Raw genomic sequence first — 15,903 nt, 5'->3', positions numbered from 1 at the left:
ACCCGCCAGAGACAGCAAGAGGCAGGTTCATGGTCTTTTTCCCCCACCGCCACCTCATCGGCATCAAGAGCCTCACCGAGCAGGATATCACCTATCTTCTCGACAAGGCGGACGAGGCCGTCAAGATCAGCCGCCAGAGAGAAAAGAAAACGTCGACGCTGCGCGGGCTGACGCAGATCAACCTCTTCTTCGAGGCATCGACCCGCACGCAGGCCTCCTTCGAGCTTGCCGGCAAACGGCTCGGCGCCGACGTGATGAACATGTCGGTCGGCAATTCCTCTGTGAAGAAAGGCGAAACGCTGATCGACACGGCGATGACGCTGAATGCGATGCGCCCCGACGTGCTGGTGATCCGGCATTCGAGCGCGGGTGCGGCCGCCCTTCTCGCCCAGAAGGTCTCCTGCTCAGTCGTCAATGCCGGCGACGGGCAGCACGAACATCCGACCCAGGCGCTGCTCGACGCGCTGACGATCCGCCGCGCCAAGGGCAAGCTGTCGCGCATCATCGTGGCAATTTGCGGCGACGTGCTGCATTCGCGGGTGGCGCGCTCCAATATCCTGCTGCTCAACGCGATGGGCGCCCGCGTGCGTGTCGTCGCGCCCGCGACCCTCCTGCCTGCCGGCATCGCCGAGATGGGCGTCGAGGTCTTCCATTCGATGGAGGACGGGCTGAAGGACGCCGATGTGGTGATGATGCTGCGGCTGCAGCGCGAGCGCATGTCCGGCGCCTTCGTGCCTTCGGTGCGCGAATACTATCACTTCTACGGGCTCGACGCCGAAACGCTGAAAGCGGCGAAGGAGGATGCGCTCGTCATGCATCCCGGCCCGATGAACCGCGGCGTTGAGATCGCTTCGGAAGTAGCGGACGGGCCGCAGAGCGTGATCGCCGAACAGGTGGAAATGGGGGTCGCGGTGCGCATGGCCGTCATGGAGACGCTGCTCGTCTCGCAGAACCAGGGCCCCCGAAGCGATGGAATGATGGCATGAGCAACCCGATCGTCCTCAAGAACGTCCGTATCATCGACCCGTCGCGCAATCTCGACGAAATCGGGACGATCATTGCCGAAAATGGCGTGATTCTCGCCGCCGGCCACAAGGCGCAGAACCAGGGCGCGCCTGATGGCGCCGTCATCCGCGACTGCACGGGCCTTGTCGCAACGCCCGGCCTCGTCGATGCGCGCGTCCATGTCGGCGAACCCGGCGGCGAACACCGCGAGACGATCGCCTCGGCGAGCCGGGCGGCAGCCGCCGGCGGCGTCACCTCAATCATCATGATGCCGGACACCGATCCCATCATCGACGACATCGCGCTCGTCGAATTCGTCAAGAAGACGGCGCGGGATACGGCCGCCGTCAACGTCTATCCGGCAGCCGCGATCACCAAGGGCCTTGCCGGCGAGGAGATGACGGAGATCGGCCTGCTGATGCAGGCGGGCGCCGTTGCCTTCACCGATGCGCATTCCAGCGTCCACGACACACAGGTGCTGCGCCGGATCATGACCTATGCGCGCGAATTCGGCGCTGTCGTGTCCTGCGAGACGCGCGACAAATATCTCGGCGCCAACGGCGTCATGCATGAGGGGCTTTTTGCCAGCTGGCTCGGGCTTTCCGGCATTCCGAGGGAAGCCGAACTCATCCCGCTCGAACGCGATCTGAGGATCGCGCAGCTGACGCGCGGCCGTTATCACGCCGCGATGATCTCGGTGCCGGAATCGGTCGAGGCGATCGAGCGCGCCCGTGGCCGCGGCGCCAAGGTGACCTGTGGCATCTCGATCAACAATCTGGCGCTCAACGAAAACGACATCGGCGAATACCGCACCTTCTTCAAGCTCTATCCGCCGCTGCGCCCGGAAGACGACCGGGTGGCGATGGCCGACGCCCTTGCGAGCGGCGCGATCGATATCATTGTCTCCTCGCACGACCCGCAGGACGTCGATACGAAGCGCCTGCCCTTCGGCGAGGCGGAGGACGGCGCGATCGGCCTCGAAACCATGCTTGCGGCAGCGCTCAGGCTTCACCATAACGGCCAGGTGAGCCTGATGCGGCTGATCGACGCCATGTCGACCCGCCCTGCTCAGATTTTCGGCCTGAATGCCGGCACGCTGAAGCCGGGCGCTGCGGCCGATATCGCGCTGATCGATCTCGATGAGCCTTGGCTTGTCGCCAAAGACATGCTTCTCTCCCGCTCGAAGAATACGCCGTTCGAGGATGCGCGCTTCAGTGGGCGGGCGGTCGCGACATACGTCTCGGGAAAGCTTGTCCACGCAATTTAGAACCGACACGATCGCCGTCCATCCCCCAGCGGGAGAAGGGTGACTCGAGGATAGGCCACGGAGAGGCTGAGGGGGCATATGTTATCCAATCTCATGTCATGGCAAATCACGCTGCCGATCGCGCTTGCCGCCGCCGTTATCGGTTATCTCTTCGGCTCGATCCCGTTCGGCCTGATCCTCACGCGCGCCGCCGGCCTCGGCGACGTGCGCAGCATCGGCTCCGGCAATATCGGCGCGACCAATGTGCTGAGAACCGGAAACCGGACGCTCGCCGCGGCGACGCTGCTGCTCGATGCGCTGAAGGCATCGGCCGCGGCCTGGGTCGTCGGCTATTTCCTCGGTGAGGAAGCCGCGATCATCGCCGGCTTCTTCGCCTTTATCGGCCATCTTTTCCCGGTCTGGATCGGCTTCAAGGGCGGCAAGGGTGTCGCCACCTATATCGGCACTCTGCTCGGCGTCGCGCCGATCATGGTCGTGCTCTTCGCCGCCGTCTGGCTGGCGGTCGCCTTCACCACCCGCTACTCCTCACTGTCGGCGCTGGTTGCCATGCTTGTCATTCCGGTTGCGCTGTGGATATTGGGCAACGAAAAGGTTGCGGCTGTCATGGCGATCATGACCCTCATCTCCTACTGGAAGCACAAGGCGAATATTTCGCGCCTGATGGGCGGGACGGAAAGCAAGATCGGGGCAAAGGGATAATGGATGCGCTGAGCGCCGGACCAAAAGGCGTCGTGCTGACCGAGCGGCAAAGAATTGCCTGGCTGCGCCTCATCCGTTCCGACAATATCGGCCCTGCCACCTTTCGTGACCTCATCAATCATTTCGGTTCGGCCGAGGCAGCACTTGCCGCACTGCCGGAGCTTTCGGCGCGCGGCGGCGCCACACGGGCAATCCGCATCGCCAGCGAGGCCGAGGCGCATCGTGAGCTGGAGGCGGCGCGTCGCTTCGGCGCCCGCTTCGTCGGCATCGGTGAACCGGACTATCCGCAAGCGCTGAAGCAGATCGACGGCGCGCCGCCGCTTCTGGCCGTCAAGGGCGCGCTGGCCGCTGCCAAACGACCGGCCGTCGGTATCGTCGGCTCGCGCAACGCCTCGATCGCAGGCGCGAAATTCGCGGCGATGGTGGCGCGCGACTGCGGCCGGGCGGGTTACACCGTGGTCTCCGGCCTGGCACGCGGCATCGACACATCAGCCCACCGGGCAAGCCTCGACACGGGCACGATCGCAGCACTCGCCGGCGGCCTCGACCAACCCTATCCGCCGGAGAATATCGGTCTGCTCGAAGAGATAACCGGTGGCAATGGCCTGGCGGTGAGCGAGATGCCCTTCGGCTGGGAACCCCGCGCCCGCGACTTCCCACGCCGAAACCGGCTGATCGCCGGCATCGGGCTCGGCCTCGTCGTCATCGAAGCGGCGACGCGTTCGGGCTCGCTGATCACGGCGCGGCTTGCCGGCGAGTTCGGCCGCCTGGTGTTTGCCGTGCCCGGCTCGCCGCTCGATCCGCGCTGCCATGGCACCAACGGCCTGCTGAAGGACGGCGCTTCGATCGTCACCGCGCCCGCCGATGTCATCGAGGCCCTGGCGCCGCTTGCGCAATTCGACCTGTTCCCATCATCGATGGCGGAGAAACCGGCACCTGACGGCAAGGCAATGTCGGTGCCACCAGGCGATTCCGATCGAAACCGCATCATCGATGCGCTCGGGCCGACGCCGGTCGAGATCGACGACGTCATCCGCCATACCGGCCTGTCGGCATCCGCGGTCTATCTCATCCTTCTGGAACTCGATATATCAGGCAGGCTGCACCGGCATCAGGGCGGTCTCGTCTCGCTTTCCGATTGAACCTGGGTACGACATCAGGCGGCGGCTTTGCAAATTGCCGAACCCTGAGTCGAAAACCCTCGATAGACTATCTATAATTGCATTCTATCGATGCTCTCCCTTCGGCTGCAGAAGACACAAGAGGTAAAATTGTAGCAAACCCCTTGACCGCGGCGATTTCCCTGTCCATGTCGGAGGGCCGATATCCATGTTGCGGTGTGTGTCGCGCTGGCTTCAACGCTGGCGTTGTTTCCTTTTTAGAGAATCATCATGAATGTTGTAGTGGTGGAATCGCCTGCCAAGGCCAAGACGATCAATAAGTATCTGGGTCCGGGATACAAAGTGCTCGCCTCCTTCGGCCATGTGCGCGATCTGCCTGCCAAGGACGGCTCAGTTCTTCCTGATCAGGATTTCGAAATGCTTTGGGAGGTCGACAGCGCCTCCGCCAAGCGGATGAAGGACATTGCCGACGCGGTGAAGTCCGCCGATGGCCTGTTTCTCGCGACCGACCCGGATCGCGAAGGCGAAGCGATTTCCTGGCACGTTCTCGACATGCTGAACAAGAAGCGCGTGCTGAACGGCAAACCGGTCAAGCGCGTCGTCTTCAATGCGATCACCAAGAAGGCGGTGCTCGACGCGATGGCCGATCCGCGCGACATCGACGTGCCGCTGGTCGATGCCTATCTCGCACGCCGCGCGCTCGATTATCTCGTCGGCTTCAATCTTTCGCCGGTACTGTGGCGCAAGCTGCCCGGCGCACGTTCGGCCGGCCGCGTTCAGTCGGTGGCGCTTCGCCTCGTCTGTGACCGTGAATCCGAGATCGAGCGCTTCATTTCGGAAGAATACTGGAACATCTCGGCGCTTCTGAAGACGCCGCGCGGCGACGAGTTCGAGGCGAGGCTGGTTTCGGCGAACGGCAAACGGCTGCAGCCGCGCGCAATCGGCAACGGCGAAGATGCCGGCCGGCTGAAGGCCTTGCTCGAAGGTGCGAGCTATATCGTCGACACGGTCGAGGCGAAACCGGTCAAGCGCAACCCGGGACCGCCGTTTACGACCTCGACGCTGCAGCAGGCCGCCTCCTCCAATCTCGGCTTCTCCGCCTCGCGCACCATGCAGATCGCGCAAAGGCTTTATGAGGGCGTCGATATCGGCGGCGAGACGGTTGGTCTCATCACCTATATGCGAACCGACGGCGTGCAGATGGCGCCAGAGGCGATCGACGCGGCGCGCAGCGCCATCGTCGACCAGTTCGGCGAGCGCTACATGCCGGAAAAGCCGCGCTTCTACTCGACCAAGGCGAAGAACGCCCAGGAGGCGCACGAGGCGATCCGCCCGACCGATTTCGATCGCTCGCCCGACCGTGTGCGCAAATTCCTCGATGCCGACCAGATCCGGCTCTACGAGCTGATCTGGAAGCGCGGCATCGCCAGCCAGATGGCGTCGGCCGAGATCGAGCGCACGACGGCTGAAATCACCGCCGACAATAAGGGAGAGAAGGCCGGTCTGCGCGCCGTCGGTTCGGTCATCCGCTTCGATGGTTTCATCGCCGCCTATACCGACCAGAAGGAAGATGGCGAGCAGAGCGACGACGGCGACGAGGATGGCCGCCTGCCGGAGATCAATGCGCGCGAGGCGCTCGCCAAGCAGAAGATCAATTCGACGCAGCATTTCACCGAGCCGCCGCCGCGCTATTCGGAAGCCTCGCTGATCAAGAAGATGGAAGAGCTCGGCATCGGCCGCCCCTCCACCTATGCCGCGACGCTCGCGACGCTGCGCGACCGCGACTATGTGACGATCGACAAACGCAAGCTGATTCCGCAGGCCAAGGGCCGTCTGGTGACGGCTTTCCTCGAGAGCTTCTTCACCCAATATGTCGAATACGACTTCACCGCCGATCTCGAAGAGAAGCTTGACCGGATTTCCGCCGGCGAGTTGAACTGGAAGCAGGTGCTGCGCGATTTCTGGAAGGATTTCTTCGCCCAGATCGAGGACACCAAGGAACTGCGCGTCACCAACGTGCTCGATTCGCTGAACGAGGCGTTGGCACCCCTCGTCTTCCCGAAACGGGAGGACGGCAGCGATCCTAGAATCTGTCAGGTGTGCGGCACCGGCAACCTGTCGCTGAAGCTCGGAAAATACGGCGCCTTCGTCGGCTGCTCGAACTATCCGGACTGCAACTACACCCGCCAGCTCTCCTCCGAAAACGGCGGAGAAGCGGACGGTGCTGCGCTCAACGAGCCGAAGAACCTCGGCGCCGATCCGACGACCGGCGAGGAGCTGACGCTGCGTTCCGGCCGCTTCGGCCCCTATATCCAGCGCGGCGACGGCAAGGAAGCCAAACGCGCTTCGCTGCCGAAGGGCTGGAAGCCGGAGGACATCGATTATGAAAAGGCGATGGCGCTGATCTCGCTGCCGCGCGATATCGGCAAACATCCCGAATCGGGCAAGATGATCTCGTCCGGCATCGGCCGCTATGGGCCGTTCCTCCTGCACGACGGCTCCTATGCCAATCTGGAAACCGTCGAGGACGTGTTCTCGGTCGGCCTCAACCGCGCCGTGACTGTCATCGCCGAAAAGGCGAAGCAGGCCCCAGGGCGGGGTGCGCGCGGCACGCCGGCGGCACTGAAGACGCTCGGCGATCATCCTGATGGCGGCGCCATCACCGTTCGCGACGGCAAGTACGGCCCTTATGTCAACTGGGGCAAGGTCAACGCTACGCTGCCGAAGGGCAAGGATCCTCAGGCGATCACCGTCGAGGAAGCGCTTGCGCTGATCGCGGAGAAGGCCGGCAAGGCTCCTGTGGGCAAGGCGGCCAAGGCGAAAGCCAAGCCGAAGGCGGCAGCCGCCGAAGCCAAGAGCACCAAGACGGCTGCCAAGCCGAAGACAACGAAGGCGAAAGCGCCCGCGAAATCGAAAAAGGGCTGACGTGAGCAGAATACCGCGCGAGAGAACGAACCCTGCGGGCAAGCGCCCGGGCAAGACCGGCCGCGCCGGCAAGGATGCTCCCGTCGTCGAGCCGCTGAACATCGTCCACGGCGGGCTGCCTTCGCGAGAGGTGATCCTGCGCTTCATCGCCGATCATCCGCAGAAAGCGTCCAAGCGTGAACTCGCCAAGGCTTTCGGCCTGAAAGGCGATAGCCGTGTCGAGCTCAAGCAGATGCTGCAGGAGCTCGAGCAGGAAGGCATGCTGCAGAAGAACCGCAAGTCGCTGATCCGTCCCGGTGCGCTGCCGCCCGTCACCGTTCTCGATATCACCACACGCGACAAGGACGGAGATCTGATCGGACGGCCGGCGGAATGGCCTGAGGATCAGGGCGTAGCACCCGCCGTCGCCATCCGCCAGCAATCGCCCGCAGGCCGCCAGGGCAAGGGCAAGGCGCCGGTCGCAGGCCTCGGCGACCGCATCCTGGCAAAAATCTTCCCGGCCGTCGATCGCGGCGGGCCGGCCTATACAGCGCGGATCATCAAGGTGATCGACAGGCGCCGCGGCGCCTCGATGGGCGTTTTCCGCACAGCACCCGGCGGCGGCGGCCGGCTGCTGCCGATCGAACGGCGCGGCGAGGAGATGCTGATCGATCCCGACTTCACCGGCGGCGCCACGGACGGCGATCTGGTCGAAGTCGAGATCGCCCGTCTCGGCCGTTTCGGCCTGCCGCGCGCCAAGGTGCTTTCCGTCGTCGGTTCCGTCGGTTCGGAAAAGGCGATCTCGATGATCGCGATCCATGCCCACGGCATCCCACATGTCTTCCCGCCGGCCGTTGTCGCCGAGGCGGAGGCCGCAAGGCCCGCTACCATGTCGCATCGCGAGGATTGGCGCGACGTACCGCTGATCACCATCGACCCGGCCGATGCCAAGGACCATGACGACGCCGTCTATGCCGAGCTCGACCCCTCGCCCGACAATCCCGGCGGCGTCATCGTCACCGTCGCGATTGCCGACGTCTCCTGGTATGTCCGCCCCAATTCGCCGCTCGACCGCGAGGCGCTGAAGCGCGGCAACTCCGTCTATTTCCCCGATCGCGTCGTGCCGATGCTGCCGGAGCGCATCTCCAACGATCTCTGCTCGCTGAAGCAAGGCGTCGACCGCCCGGCGCTCGCCGTGCGCATGAGCTTTTCCGGGGAAGGCCGCAAGATCGGCCACATCTTTCATCGCATCATGATGAAGAGTGCCGCAAAGCTATCCTACCAGCAGGCGCAGGCGGCGATCGACGGAAAGCCGGACGATCAGACCGGGCCGATGCTCGAGCCGATCCTGAAGCCGCTCTGGCACGCCTATGAGGTGATGAAGCGCGGACGCGACCGGCGCCAGCCGCTGGAACTCGACATGCCGGAGCGCAAGATCCTCCTGAAGCCCGACGGCACGGTCGACCGGGTGGTCGTGCCGCCACGCCTCGATGCGCATAAGCTGATCGAAGAGATGATGATCCAGGCGAACGTCTGCGCCGCCGAGACGCTCGAAAAGAAGCGTCAGCCGCTGATCTACCGCATCCATGACGGCCCGACGCTTGCCAAGCAGGAGATCCTGCGCGAGTTCCTGGCCACGCTCGGCATCTCGCTTGCCAAAGGCGGCAACATGCGCGCCAACAACTTCAACGGCATTCTGGCGAAGGCGGACGGCACGCCGCATCAGACCATGGTGAGCGAGATGGTACTGCGTTCGCAGAGCCAGGCGATCTACGGCCCGGAGAATATCGGCCATTTCGGACTCAACCTGATGAAATACGCCCACTTCACCTCGCCGATCCGCCGCTACGCCGATCTCATCGTGCATCGCGCCCTCGTCGGCTCGCTCGGCTTCGGCGAAGGCGGCATCACGCCGGACGAGGAGGCAGCACTCGACGATATCGCGGCCGAAATCTCGACATTCGAGCGCCGGGCCATGGCAGCCGAGCGCGAGACCGTCGACCGGCTGATCGCGCATCACCTCAGCGGCCGGGTCGGCGAGGAATTTGCCGGGCGGGTCTCGGGTGTGACGAAATCGGGGCTTTTTATCGCCCTGCCGGACTATGGCGCCGACGGTTTCGTCCCTATATCTACGCTCGGCACCGATTACTTCATCTATGACGAGGCGCACCAGGCGCTTTCCGGTGAAAAGACGGGGCTCGGCTATCGCCTGGGCGACAGCGTCACAGTAAAGCTTGCCGAAGCGGTCCCGCTTGCCGGCGCGCTGCGTTTCGAGATGATCAGCGAGGGCCGCGAAATGCCGGCGGCGATGCGCTCCTTCCACAAGGCGGGGCGCCGCGACAGGGGCCAGGTTCGCAAGAAACCCGGAACGAGGCCGCCGCGCGGACGGCACTAAAGCGCGTCGCAATCTTTCAGATTGGCTCCCCGCGCTATAGGCCCTTGTTTTCACGCATGTCGTTATCGCAAACCGCTGCAGAGTTTCGCGCGACGTGTTTTAGATCCGAAGAGGAACATGCGATGAGCACACCGACCGATCCGGCCGCCGCCCGCTACGGCGATACGCCCGAGGTGGAGCGTCCGCTTGGGCGCTCCATCATGCGCGGGCTGATGAACCGCTGCCCGGCCTGCGGCAGCGGCAAGCTCTTTCGCGCCTTCCTGAAGCCAGTCGATCATTGCGCGGCCTGCGGCGAGGCGATGCATCACCAGCGCGCCGACGACCTGCCGCCCTATATCGTCATCCTCGTCCTCGGCCACGTCGTGGTCGGCGGCTATATGCTGACCGACCTGACTTTCGTGCTGCCGGTCTGGGTCCATCTGGCCATCTGGGCGCCGATCACCGTCATCACCGCGCTTGCCTCGATCCAGCCGATCAAGGGCGGGGTCATCGGTCTGCAATGGGCGCTGCGCATGCACGGCTTCGGTGGCGAGAGCGACGGTCCGGACGATTATGACATCCCCGGCCGGCCGAATTAGCGCCTTCACCTTCCAGACATATTTAACGTGTAGTGCCAGCCCTCCACCGACCCACGGGGTAGCCGACGATCCTCAACGACTTGACATGGTAAGCTTTTCTTGTCTGAACAGGCTTTACATTCCGCAGGTGGTCACTCACATCGGAAATACTGCGAAACGCTGCCCGTCACCTAGATTTGGCACGCCTCTGTCTTTCTATGCGAGGTGACCGGCCGATTCGCTCGCACAGCTTTCTAAGGATGCATAAATGTCTCAGCCGAGAAACGGCACACCGGGCGATGTCGAAGAAATCCATTGGCCTTCTCTGGTGGCAGCCATCTCGTCCATATCAGCCGTTGGCATAGCAATCGGCCTCGGTCTGCCCCTCCTCAGCATCATCCTCGAAAAACGCGGCATCTCGTCCACCCTGATCGGGCTCAACACGGCCATGGCCGGGGTCGCGGCGATGGCCGCCGCACCGATCACCACCAAGCTCGCCCATAAATATGGAGTGGCGCCGACAATGCTCTGGGCCGTGCTGATTTCGGCGCTGAGCGCGCTCGGTTTCTATTACGCAGAGGATTTCTGGATGTGGTTTCCGCTGCGTTTCGCCTTCCATGGCGCGACGACGACGCTGTTCATCCTCTCCGAATTCTGGATCAACGCCGCTTCGCCGCCTTCCAAGCGCGGTTTCGTGCTCGGCATCTATGCGACGGTGCTTTCCCTCGGCTTCGCGGCCGGACCATTGCTCTTTTCCATCCTCGGCAGCGACGGCATCTTTCCCTTCCTGATCGGCGCCGCCGCCATCCTGCTGGCGGCCATCCCGATCTTCATCGCCCGCGACGAAAGCCCGGTGCTCGAGGAAAAACCGGAGCTGCATTTCATGCGCTACGTTTTCCTGGTACCGACGGCGACGGCGGCGGTCTTCATCTTCGGCGCGGTCGAAGCGGGCGGGCTGTCGCTTTTCCCGATTTTTGCGGTGCGCGCCCATTTCACGGAATCGCAGGCCGCACTTCTGCTCACCATGATGGGTGTCGGCAACGTCATCTTTCAGATCCCGCTCGGCCTGCTTTCCGACCGCATCGCCGACAAGCGGCCGCTTCTGGCCGGCATGGCGCTGATGGGCTTCATCGGCTCGATGATGTTGCCGCTGTTGCTCGACAACTGGCTGCTGATGGCCGGGCTCCTGCTTTTCTGGGGTGGCTGCGTCTCGGGCCTCTATACGGTCGGCCTCAGCCATCTCGGCTCGCGGCTGACGGGCTCCGATCTTGCAGCGGCCAATGCCGCCTTTGTCTTCTGTTATGCGATGGGAACCGTGGCCGGGCCGCAGGCGATCGGCGCGGCGATCGATGTCGCTGGAAATAACGGTTTTGCCTGGGCGATTGCGGCTTTCTTCGGTCTTTACGCCCTACTTTCCGGCATCAGACTGATGTTCATTCGAAAACGGGCTTGACTTTTCGGGCGGGATTCGTAGTTTCGCGCCAGGATTTGCCGTGGAGCCCATCCGGCTTCCACGGCTTTCATTTTCTTAAAGGCAGGACGACCATGGCCAAGGCTACAACAATCAAGATCAAGCTGCTGTCGACAGCCGACACTGGTTTCTTCTACGTCACCACGAAGAACAGCCGTACGATGACGGACAAGATGACGAAGACGAAGTACGACCCGGTTGCAAAGAAGCATGTCGAGTTCAAGGAAACCAAGATCAAGTAATCACTTGGCCTGACGGATTTCAAAAAAGCGCGCGCCCTCGGGTTGCGCGTTTTTTATTGCCCGGATTGATCGCCTTTAAAAAATGATAGCGCAAACAGAAAAACGCCGCCCTTCCATCTTCGGGAAGTGGCGGCGTTTTCTTGAAAGGGGGTCGGCCAGCATGCAAAACGGCACGAGGAACCGCTATAACTTGCCTACTAGCCGACCGACCCCACGACCCAGGAGATGCGGCGGACCTGAGCATCATGGGGTATCGACAGCTCCTCAACGGGAGCGCTTCTCTTATGAGCCGATAATTTGCGCAAAAATGAAAGAAAATCAACAAATTCTTAATGGTGAATGTTTGCAGCTTGATTCTATGGTTAAAAGTCCAGATTTGGGACATACAAAGATTTATCCGCTCTGCTTGGACTCGAAGCGTAACGCCTGACGTTTTGAAGAAATTCGACAATATAACTGAACAACTTACGCCTCCCCTCCCCCTACGTGAGGTGACGTCGCCGCAATCTATTTGACCCTGTCCGCGGCAGGCAGTTTTTATAGTCTCCCCTTTATTTTGAGCTACGACCTGATGTTCTCAAGACTATCGCGCGGCAACACATCCGCAGCAACGCGGCGAGTCCATTTTTGGGCTATTGAGTTGCGAAATTTTAGCCCTGCATTGCACAGGCGAAAATTAAAAATCGGTAACAATTGGCTTACCGCAGTGGAAAACTCGCAAATGGCACATATGGCGGCAAGTGATTCGTCACGCGGCCGCGGCGACCACACGGTTGCGACCGGTATTCTTGGCCTCGTAAAGGGCAAGATCCGCCTGTTTCATCAGCTGGCCCGGGGTCAGCACCGACGCAATACGCGAGGCGATGCCGAAGGAAGCAGTGACATTCAGCGCTTCCCCGGAGTGTTTCAGCATAAAGGGAGCGCTTTCGATCGCCGCGCGCAGGCGCTCGGCGACGGCAGCGGCAATTTCCGGCGAGGTGTCGGGCATCACGACGACGAATTCCTCTCCACCGTAGCGGCAGGCGAGATCGGCGCCGCGGATGGTCGAACGGACGCGATTTGAAAATTCCCGCAACACCTCGTCGCCGCCATCATGGCCGTAAGTGTCGTTCACATGCTTGAAGCGATCGATATCGGTGATCAGCACCGAAAGCGGCCGGCCCCGCGCCATCGAACGGTTGAAGAGCACGTTCAGGTGATTGTCGAGATAGCGCCGGTTATAAAGGCCGGTCAGCGGATCGGTCACGGCAAGCTCGATCGTCTGCTTGACGCTGGCGCGCAGGCGGTCGTTATAGCGCTTGCGGCGGATCTGCGTCAGGCTGCGGGCAACCAGTTCGTTGGGATCGACCGGGCGGATGATGTAGTCGTTGACGCCGAGATCGAGTGCGCGCACGACCATTTCGTCAGCACCCTGCTCGGTGATGATCAGGATCGGCAGGAAGCGGGTGCGCTCCAGCGAGCGCAGCTGCGAGCAGAGGCGAAGCGGATCGTAATCGTCGAAGTTGGCGTTGACGATGACGAAATCGAACGCGCTTTCGGCCGCCTCGAAGAGAGCGGCCTGCGGATCGGAAAGGGCAAGCACGTCGGCGACGGGCTTCAGCGCCTTGATGATGCGCTCCTGCGAATTGGCGCGGCCGTCGACGAGCAGCACCTGAGCGGTCTCGTCGGCGCGGCCCTCGCCTGCCCGTGTGAGGTCATCGATGCCCATCGTATGAGCGGTGTCGGCGCGGATGCGCAGCTCATCGCTCAATGTCTTCAGCCGCAGCAGGCTCTTCACCCGGGAGATCAGCTGCAGATCGTTGACCGGCTTGGTAAGAAAATCGTCAGCGCCAGCTTTCAGGCCGCGTACGCGATCGGTCGGCTGGTCGAGCGCGGTGACCATGACGACTGGAATATGGGCGGTCTTCTGGCTGGCCTTCAGCCGCTCGCAGACCTCGAAACCGTCTATGCCGGGCATCATGATGTCGAGCAGGATGAGATCGACCTGGTTGCGCTCGCAGATCGCCAGTGCCGTGTATCCGTCGGCTGCGGTCATCACGTCGAAATACTCCGCAAGCAGCCGCGCTTCGAGCAGCTTCACGTTGGCCGGAATATCGTCAACCACCAGTATTCGCGCAGTCATCAGCGTCTTTCCGATGCGTCAGGCATCGCCCAGATAGGTCTTGATCGTCTCGATGAATTTCGGAACCGAGATCGGCTTGGAAACATAGGCCTCGCAGCCGCCCTGGCGGATCCGCTCTTCGTCACCCTTCATCGCGAAAGCCGTAACGGCGATGACGGGAATCACGTGCAGCTCGTCGTCTTCCTTCAGCCATTTCGTGACTTCGAGGCCGGAGACTTCGGGAAGCTGAATATCCATCAGGATGAGGTCGGGGCGATGCTTGCGCGCCAGATCGAGCGCCTCCATACCATTTCTGGTCTGGATCGTCGTATAACCGGACGCCTCGATGAGGTCGCGAAAGAGCTTCATGTTGAGCTCGTTATCTTCTACAATCATCACCTGTTTGGGCATGACAAGCTGTCCCTACGTCCGTTCGCGCAGCGGTTCGTCCCATGAGAAAGGCACATGCGGACAAATAGCTCCGTGAAACCGATAGCGCACGCTACCGGTATTTGGTTGAAGAAAAGGTAACTTACCCAGCGAAATGCAAAGCAACTTCAAGACTTCGAAACAACAGGCCGCCGACCCGCACGAGACGGCGATCGCCGTGCTCGGCTGGCTTGCCGACGATCCCGACATGTTCGGCCGCTTCCTCGCCCTGACGGGTGTGGCGCCCGGCCAGGTGCGCAACGCCGTCGACGATCCCGGATTCCTCGCCGGCATGATGGATTTCCTGATGAACCATGAACCGACGGCGATGGCCTTCTGCGCGGCGAGCGGGATCAGCCCGGAGACGGTGACGGCGGCCTGGCGGCATTTCTCTTCACCGGGCCTCGATTCCGGAGAATACTGACCGTGACGTCCGGGGAATTCGACATCTCGCATATCCGCCTCGGCGAACGGCCTTTGATCGTCTGCGACGTCGACGACGTCGTGCTGCAGTTCATCGGTCCCTTCCAGCTTTTCCTTCAGAGCCAGGGTTGCGCGTTTCTGCCGCGATCGTTCCGGCTGCACGGCAACATCGTCTCGCAAGCCGACGGCGTGGAGATCGAGGATCAGGAGGTCAGCCGGCTGATCGAGGAATTCTTCGAAGCCCAAGAGCTGTGGCAGACGCCGCTCGACCGCGTCGTCGAAACGCTCGACCGGCTTTCGGAAGAGGCCGATATCCTTTTCCTGACAGCCATGCAGCCGCGGTTCCAGAACCAGCGCCGTCGCCTGCTCGACAGGATGGGCCTGCTCTTTCCGCTGCTTGCCACCGAACAGCCCAAAGGGCCGATCGTTCACGCATTGCATGCCAGCCGCTCCCTTCCCGTCGTCTTCATTGATGATATGGCGCGCAATTTGCATTCCGTCAGGGATCACGTCGCCGATTGCCTGCTGATTCACCTGATGCCGAACTCGCCCGTCCATCGTTTCGCCCCGGCCGCCGCTAACGACATCACCCGCGCCACCGACTGGACGCATGCGGCCGCGCTGATCGAGGCGTATTTTGTTTCCGGCAGCTTCACGCACGTAGTTCCAGCCGCATGAGCGGCCGGCCGTCCTTGCGCCGCGCAACCGTCTCGAAACCGGCGGCATCGAAGATTGCCGTCGAACCGATGCAGAGCGTCACGGATTTCGACTGCTTCACATGATCGATCGGACAGGCTTCGAGCAGCCGCGCTCCCTGGCGCCGCGCATGGTCGATTGCGCCGGCAAGCAGGCGATGGCTCATTCCCTTGCCGCGCAGTTTGGGCAGCAGGAAGAAGCAACTGACGGCCCAGATGGACGGATCATGCGCATCGCCCTCTTCCAGCGGCCGCGAGACGGTGCGCGGCGAATTGAACTGCGGCACGTCATGGCGCGGCCCGACCTGCACCCAGGCGACCGGCGCGCCGTCGGCATAACAGAGGATGCCAGGCGGCGGACCCGCCTTGATCCGCTCCCGCATATGCGCCTTGCGTTCGTCGGCCGCCATCTTCGTCCTCACCGCATGCGGCAGACGCAACGCGACGCACCAGCAGTTATAGAAGGCACCCTGCGGCCCGAACACGACTTCGAAATCGTCCCAGCGTTCTGGCGTTACCGGCTCGAAACGAAGATCGTTATCCAAAGGCAAAGCTCCCGCCCTCACTTGAGACTCGGAAGCTTAAGGCGTAATG

At 62.3% G+C, this 15,903-nt stretch carries 14 protein-coding genes; 11 read left to right on the top strand and 3 right to left on the bottom strand.

Annotated elements, in window-relative coordinates; genetic code table 11:
- Nucleotides 1-29 precede the first annotated feature (29 nt).
- From GFM02_RS12650 to rpmG, 9 genes are all read left to right on the top strand, one after another.
- Nucleotides 30-986, top strand: coding sequence for an aspartate carbamoyltransferase catalytic subunit (locus GFM02_RS12650; RefSeq protein WP_168321817.1), 957 nt, complete (start codon nucleotides 30-32; stop codon nucleotides 984-986).
- A complete protein-coding gene (locus GFM02_RS12645) occupies nucleotides 983-2,272 on the top strand; it encodes a dihydroorotase (RefSeq protein ID WP_168321816.1) in 1,290 nt (429 codons plus the stop codon). Before GFM02_RS12650 ends, GFM02_RS12645 begins: the two co-directional genes overlap by 4 nt.
- Before the next feature lie 78 nt (nucleotides 2,273-2,350).
- Nucleotides 2,351-2,971, top strand: a complete 621-nt coding sequence (plsY, locus tag GFM02_RS12640) for a glycerol-3-phosphate 1-O-acyltransferase PlsY (RefSeq protein ID WP_072638785.1) — start codon at nucleotides 2,351-2,353, stop codon at nucleotides 2,969-2,971.
- Complete coding sequence (gene dprA / locus GFM02_RS12635) at nucleotides 2,971-4,113, top strand: DNA-processing protein DprA (protein WP_077976250.1); 1,143 nt, start codon at nucleotides 2,971-2,973, stop codon at nucleotides 4,111-4,113. Before plsY ends, dprA begins: the two co-directional genes overlap by 1 nt.
- A 249-nt stretch (nucleotides 4,114-4,362) precedes the next feature.
- Nucleotides 4,363-7,017: a type I DNA topoisomerase gene (gene topA, locus GFM02_RS12630; protein ID WP_168321815.1), complete on the top strand. Its 2,655-nt coding sequence runs from the start codon at nucleotides 4,363-4,365 to the stop codon at nucleotides 7,015-7,017.
- Between the two features lies 1 nt (nucleotide 7,018).
- Nucleotides 7,019-9,391, top strand: a complete 2,373-nt coding sequence (rnr, locus tag GFM02_RS12625; protein WP_168321814.1) for a ribonuclease R — start codon at nucleotides 7,019-7,021, stop codon at nucleotides 9,389-9,391.
- A gap of 122 nt (nucleotides 9,392-9,513) precedes the next feature.
- Complete coding sequence (locus tag GFM02_RS12620) at nucleotides 9,514-9,969, top strand: DUF983 domain-containing protein (RefSeq protein WP_020049513.1); 456 nt, start codon at nucleotides 9,514-9,516, stop codon at nucleotides 9,967-9,969.
- Nucleotides 9,970-10,216: 247 nt separating this feature from the next.
- Entirely contained in the window at nucleotides 10,217-11,401 is a 1,185-nt protein-coding gene (locus tag GFM02_RS12615; protein ID WP_020049512.1) for an MFS transporter, read from the top strand.
- A 92-nt stretch (nucleotides 11,402-11,493) separates the two neighbouring features.
- Nucleotides 11,494-11,661 (top strand): 50S ribosomal protein L33, encoded by a 168-nt coding sequence (rpmG, locus tag GFM02_RS12610; protein WP_003547442.1) that lies wholly within the window; start codon nucleotides 11,494-11,496, stop codon nucleotides 11,659-11,661.
- Nucleotides 11,662-12,409: 748 nt separating this feature from the next.
- Here the strand turns inward: rpmG and GFM02_RS12605 are convergent.
- Nucleotides 12,410-13,783 carry a PleD family two-component system response regulator gene (locus GFM02_RS12605; protein WP_020049511.1) on the bottom strand — a complete coding sequence of 458 codons (1,374 nt, stop codon included), beginning with the start codon at nucleotides 13,781-13,783 and terminating at the stop codon, nucleotides 12,410-12,412.
- An 18-nt stretch (nucleotides 13,784-13,801) separates the two neighbouring features.
- The gene (locus GFM02_RS12600) at nucleotides 13,802-14,173 is read right to left on the bottom strand and encodes a response regulator (RefSeq protein WP_003547430.1); all 372 of its coding nucleotides are present in this window, start codon (nucleotides 14,171-14,173) and stop codon (nucleotides 13,802-13,804) included.
- A 133-nt stretch (nucleotides 14,174-14,306) separates the two neighbouring features.
- On the opposite strand from GFM02_RS12600, the gene GFM02_RS12595 reads away from it, so the two are divergent.
- A complete protein-coding gene (locus GFM02_RS12595; protein ID WP_003547422.1) occupies nucleotides 14,307-14,615 on the top strand; it encodes a DUF3572 domain-containing protein in 309 nt (102 codons plus the stop codon).
- A gap of 2 nt (nucleotides 14,616-14,617) precedes the next feature.
- A complete protein-coding gene (locus GFM02_RS12590; RefSeq protein WP_168321813.1) occupies nucleotides 14,618-15,292 on the top strand; it encodes a hypothetical protein in 675 nt (224 codons plus the stop codon).
- Here GFM02_RS12590 and GFM02_RS12585 read toward each other — a convergent pair.
- The gene (locus GFM02_RS12585) at nucleotides 15,267-15,854 is read right to left on the bottom strand and encodes a GNAT family N-acetyltransferase (RefSeq protein WP_168272485.1); all 588 of its coding nucleotides are present in this window, start codon (nucleotides 15,852-15,854) and stop codon (nucleotides 15,267-15,269) included. The genes GFM02_RS12590 and GFM02_RS12585 overlap by 26 nt on opposite strands.
- Nucleotides 15,855-15,903: the final 49 nt, after the last annotated feature.

Origin of the sequence: Rhizobium leguminosarum bv. viciae (assembly GCF_012276115.1) — a bacterium.
In the GTDB taxonomy this organism is placed as follows: Bacteria; Pseudomonadota; Alphaproteobacteria; order Rhizobiales; family Rhizobiaceae; genus Rhizobium; species Rhizobium leguminosarum_T.
The sequence above is the reverse complement of the archived record's forward strand: the minus strand, read 5'-3'. Positions and strand labels throughout refer to the sequence as shown.

What these genes read in the sequence shown, in the direction of transcription:
- GFM02_RS12650 (WP_168321817.1), top strand. Translation starts at nt 30, where the DNA reads ATGGTCTTTTTCCCCCACCGCCACCTCATCGGCATCAAGAGCCTCACC.
- GFM02_RS12645 (WP_168321816.1), top strand. Translation starts at nt 983, where the DNA reads ATGAGCAACCCGATCGTCCTCAAGAACGTCCGTATCATCGACCCGTCG.
- plsY (WP_072638785.1), top strand. Translation starts at nt 2,351, where the DNA reads ATGTTATCCAATCTCATGTCATGGCAAATCACGCTGCCGATCGCGCTT.
- dprA (WP_077976250.1), top strand. Translation starts at nt 2,971, where the DNA reads ATGGATGCGCTGAGCGCCGGACCAAAAGGCGTCGTGCTGACCGAGCGG.
- topA (WP_168321815.1), top strand. Translation starts at nt 4,363, where the DNA reads ATGAATGTTGTAGTGGTGGAATCGCCTGCCAAGGCCAAGACGATCAAT.
- GFM02_RS12620 (WP_020049513.1), top strand. Translation starts at nt 9,514, where the DNA reads ATGAGCACACCGACCGATCCGGCCGCCGCCCGCTACGGCGATACGCCC.
- GFM02_RS12615 (WP_020049512.1), top strand. Translation starts at nt 10,217, where the DNA reads ATGTCTCAGCCGAGAAACGGCACACCGGGCGATGTCGAAGAAATCCAT.
- rpmG (WP_003547442.1), top strand. Translation starts at nt 11,494, where the DNA reads ATGGCCAAGGCTACAACAATCAAGATCAAGCTGCTGTCGACAGCCGAC.
- GFM02_RS12605 (WP_020049511.1), bottom strand. Translation starts at nt 13,783, where the DNA reads ATGACTGCGCGAATACTGGTGGTTGACGATATTCCGGCCAACGTGAAG.
- GFM02_RS12600 (WP_003547430.1), bottom strand. Translation starts at nt 14,173, where the DNA reads ATGCCCAAACAGGTGATGATTGTAGAAGATAACGAGCTCAACATGAAG.
- GFM02_RS12595 (WP_003547422.1), top strand. Translation starts at nt 14,307, where the DNA reads ATGCAAAGCAACTTCAAGACTTCGAAACAACAGGCCGCCGACCCGCAC.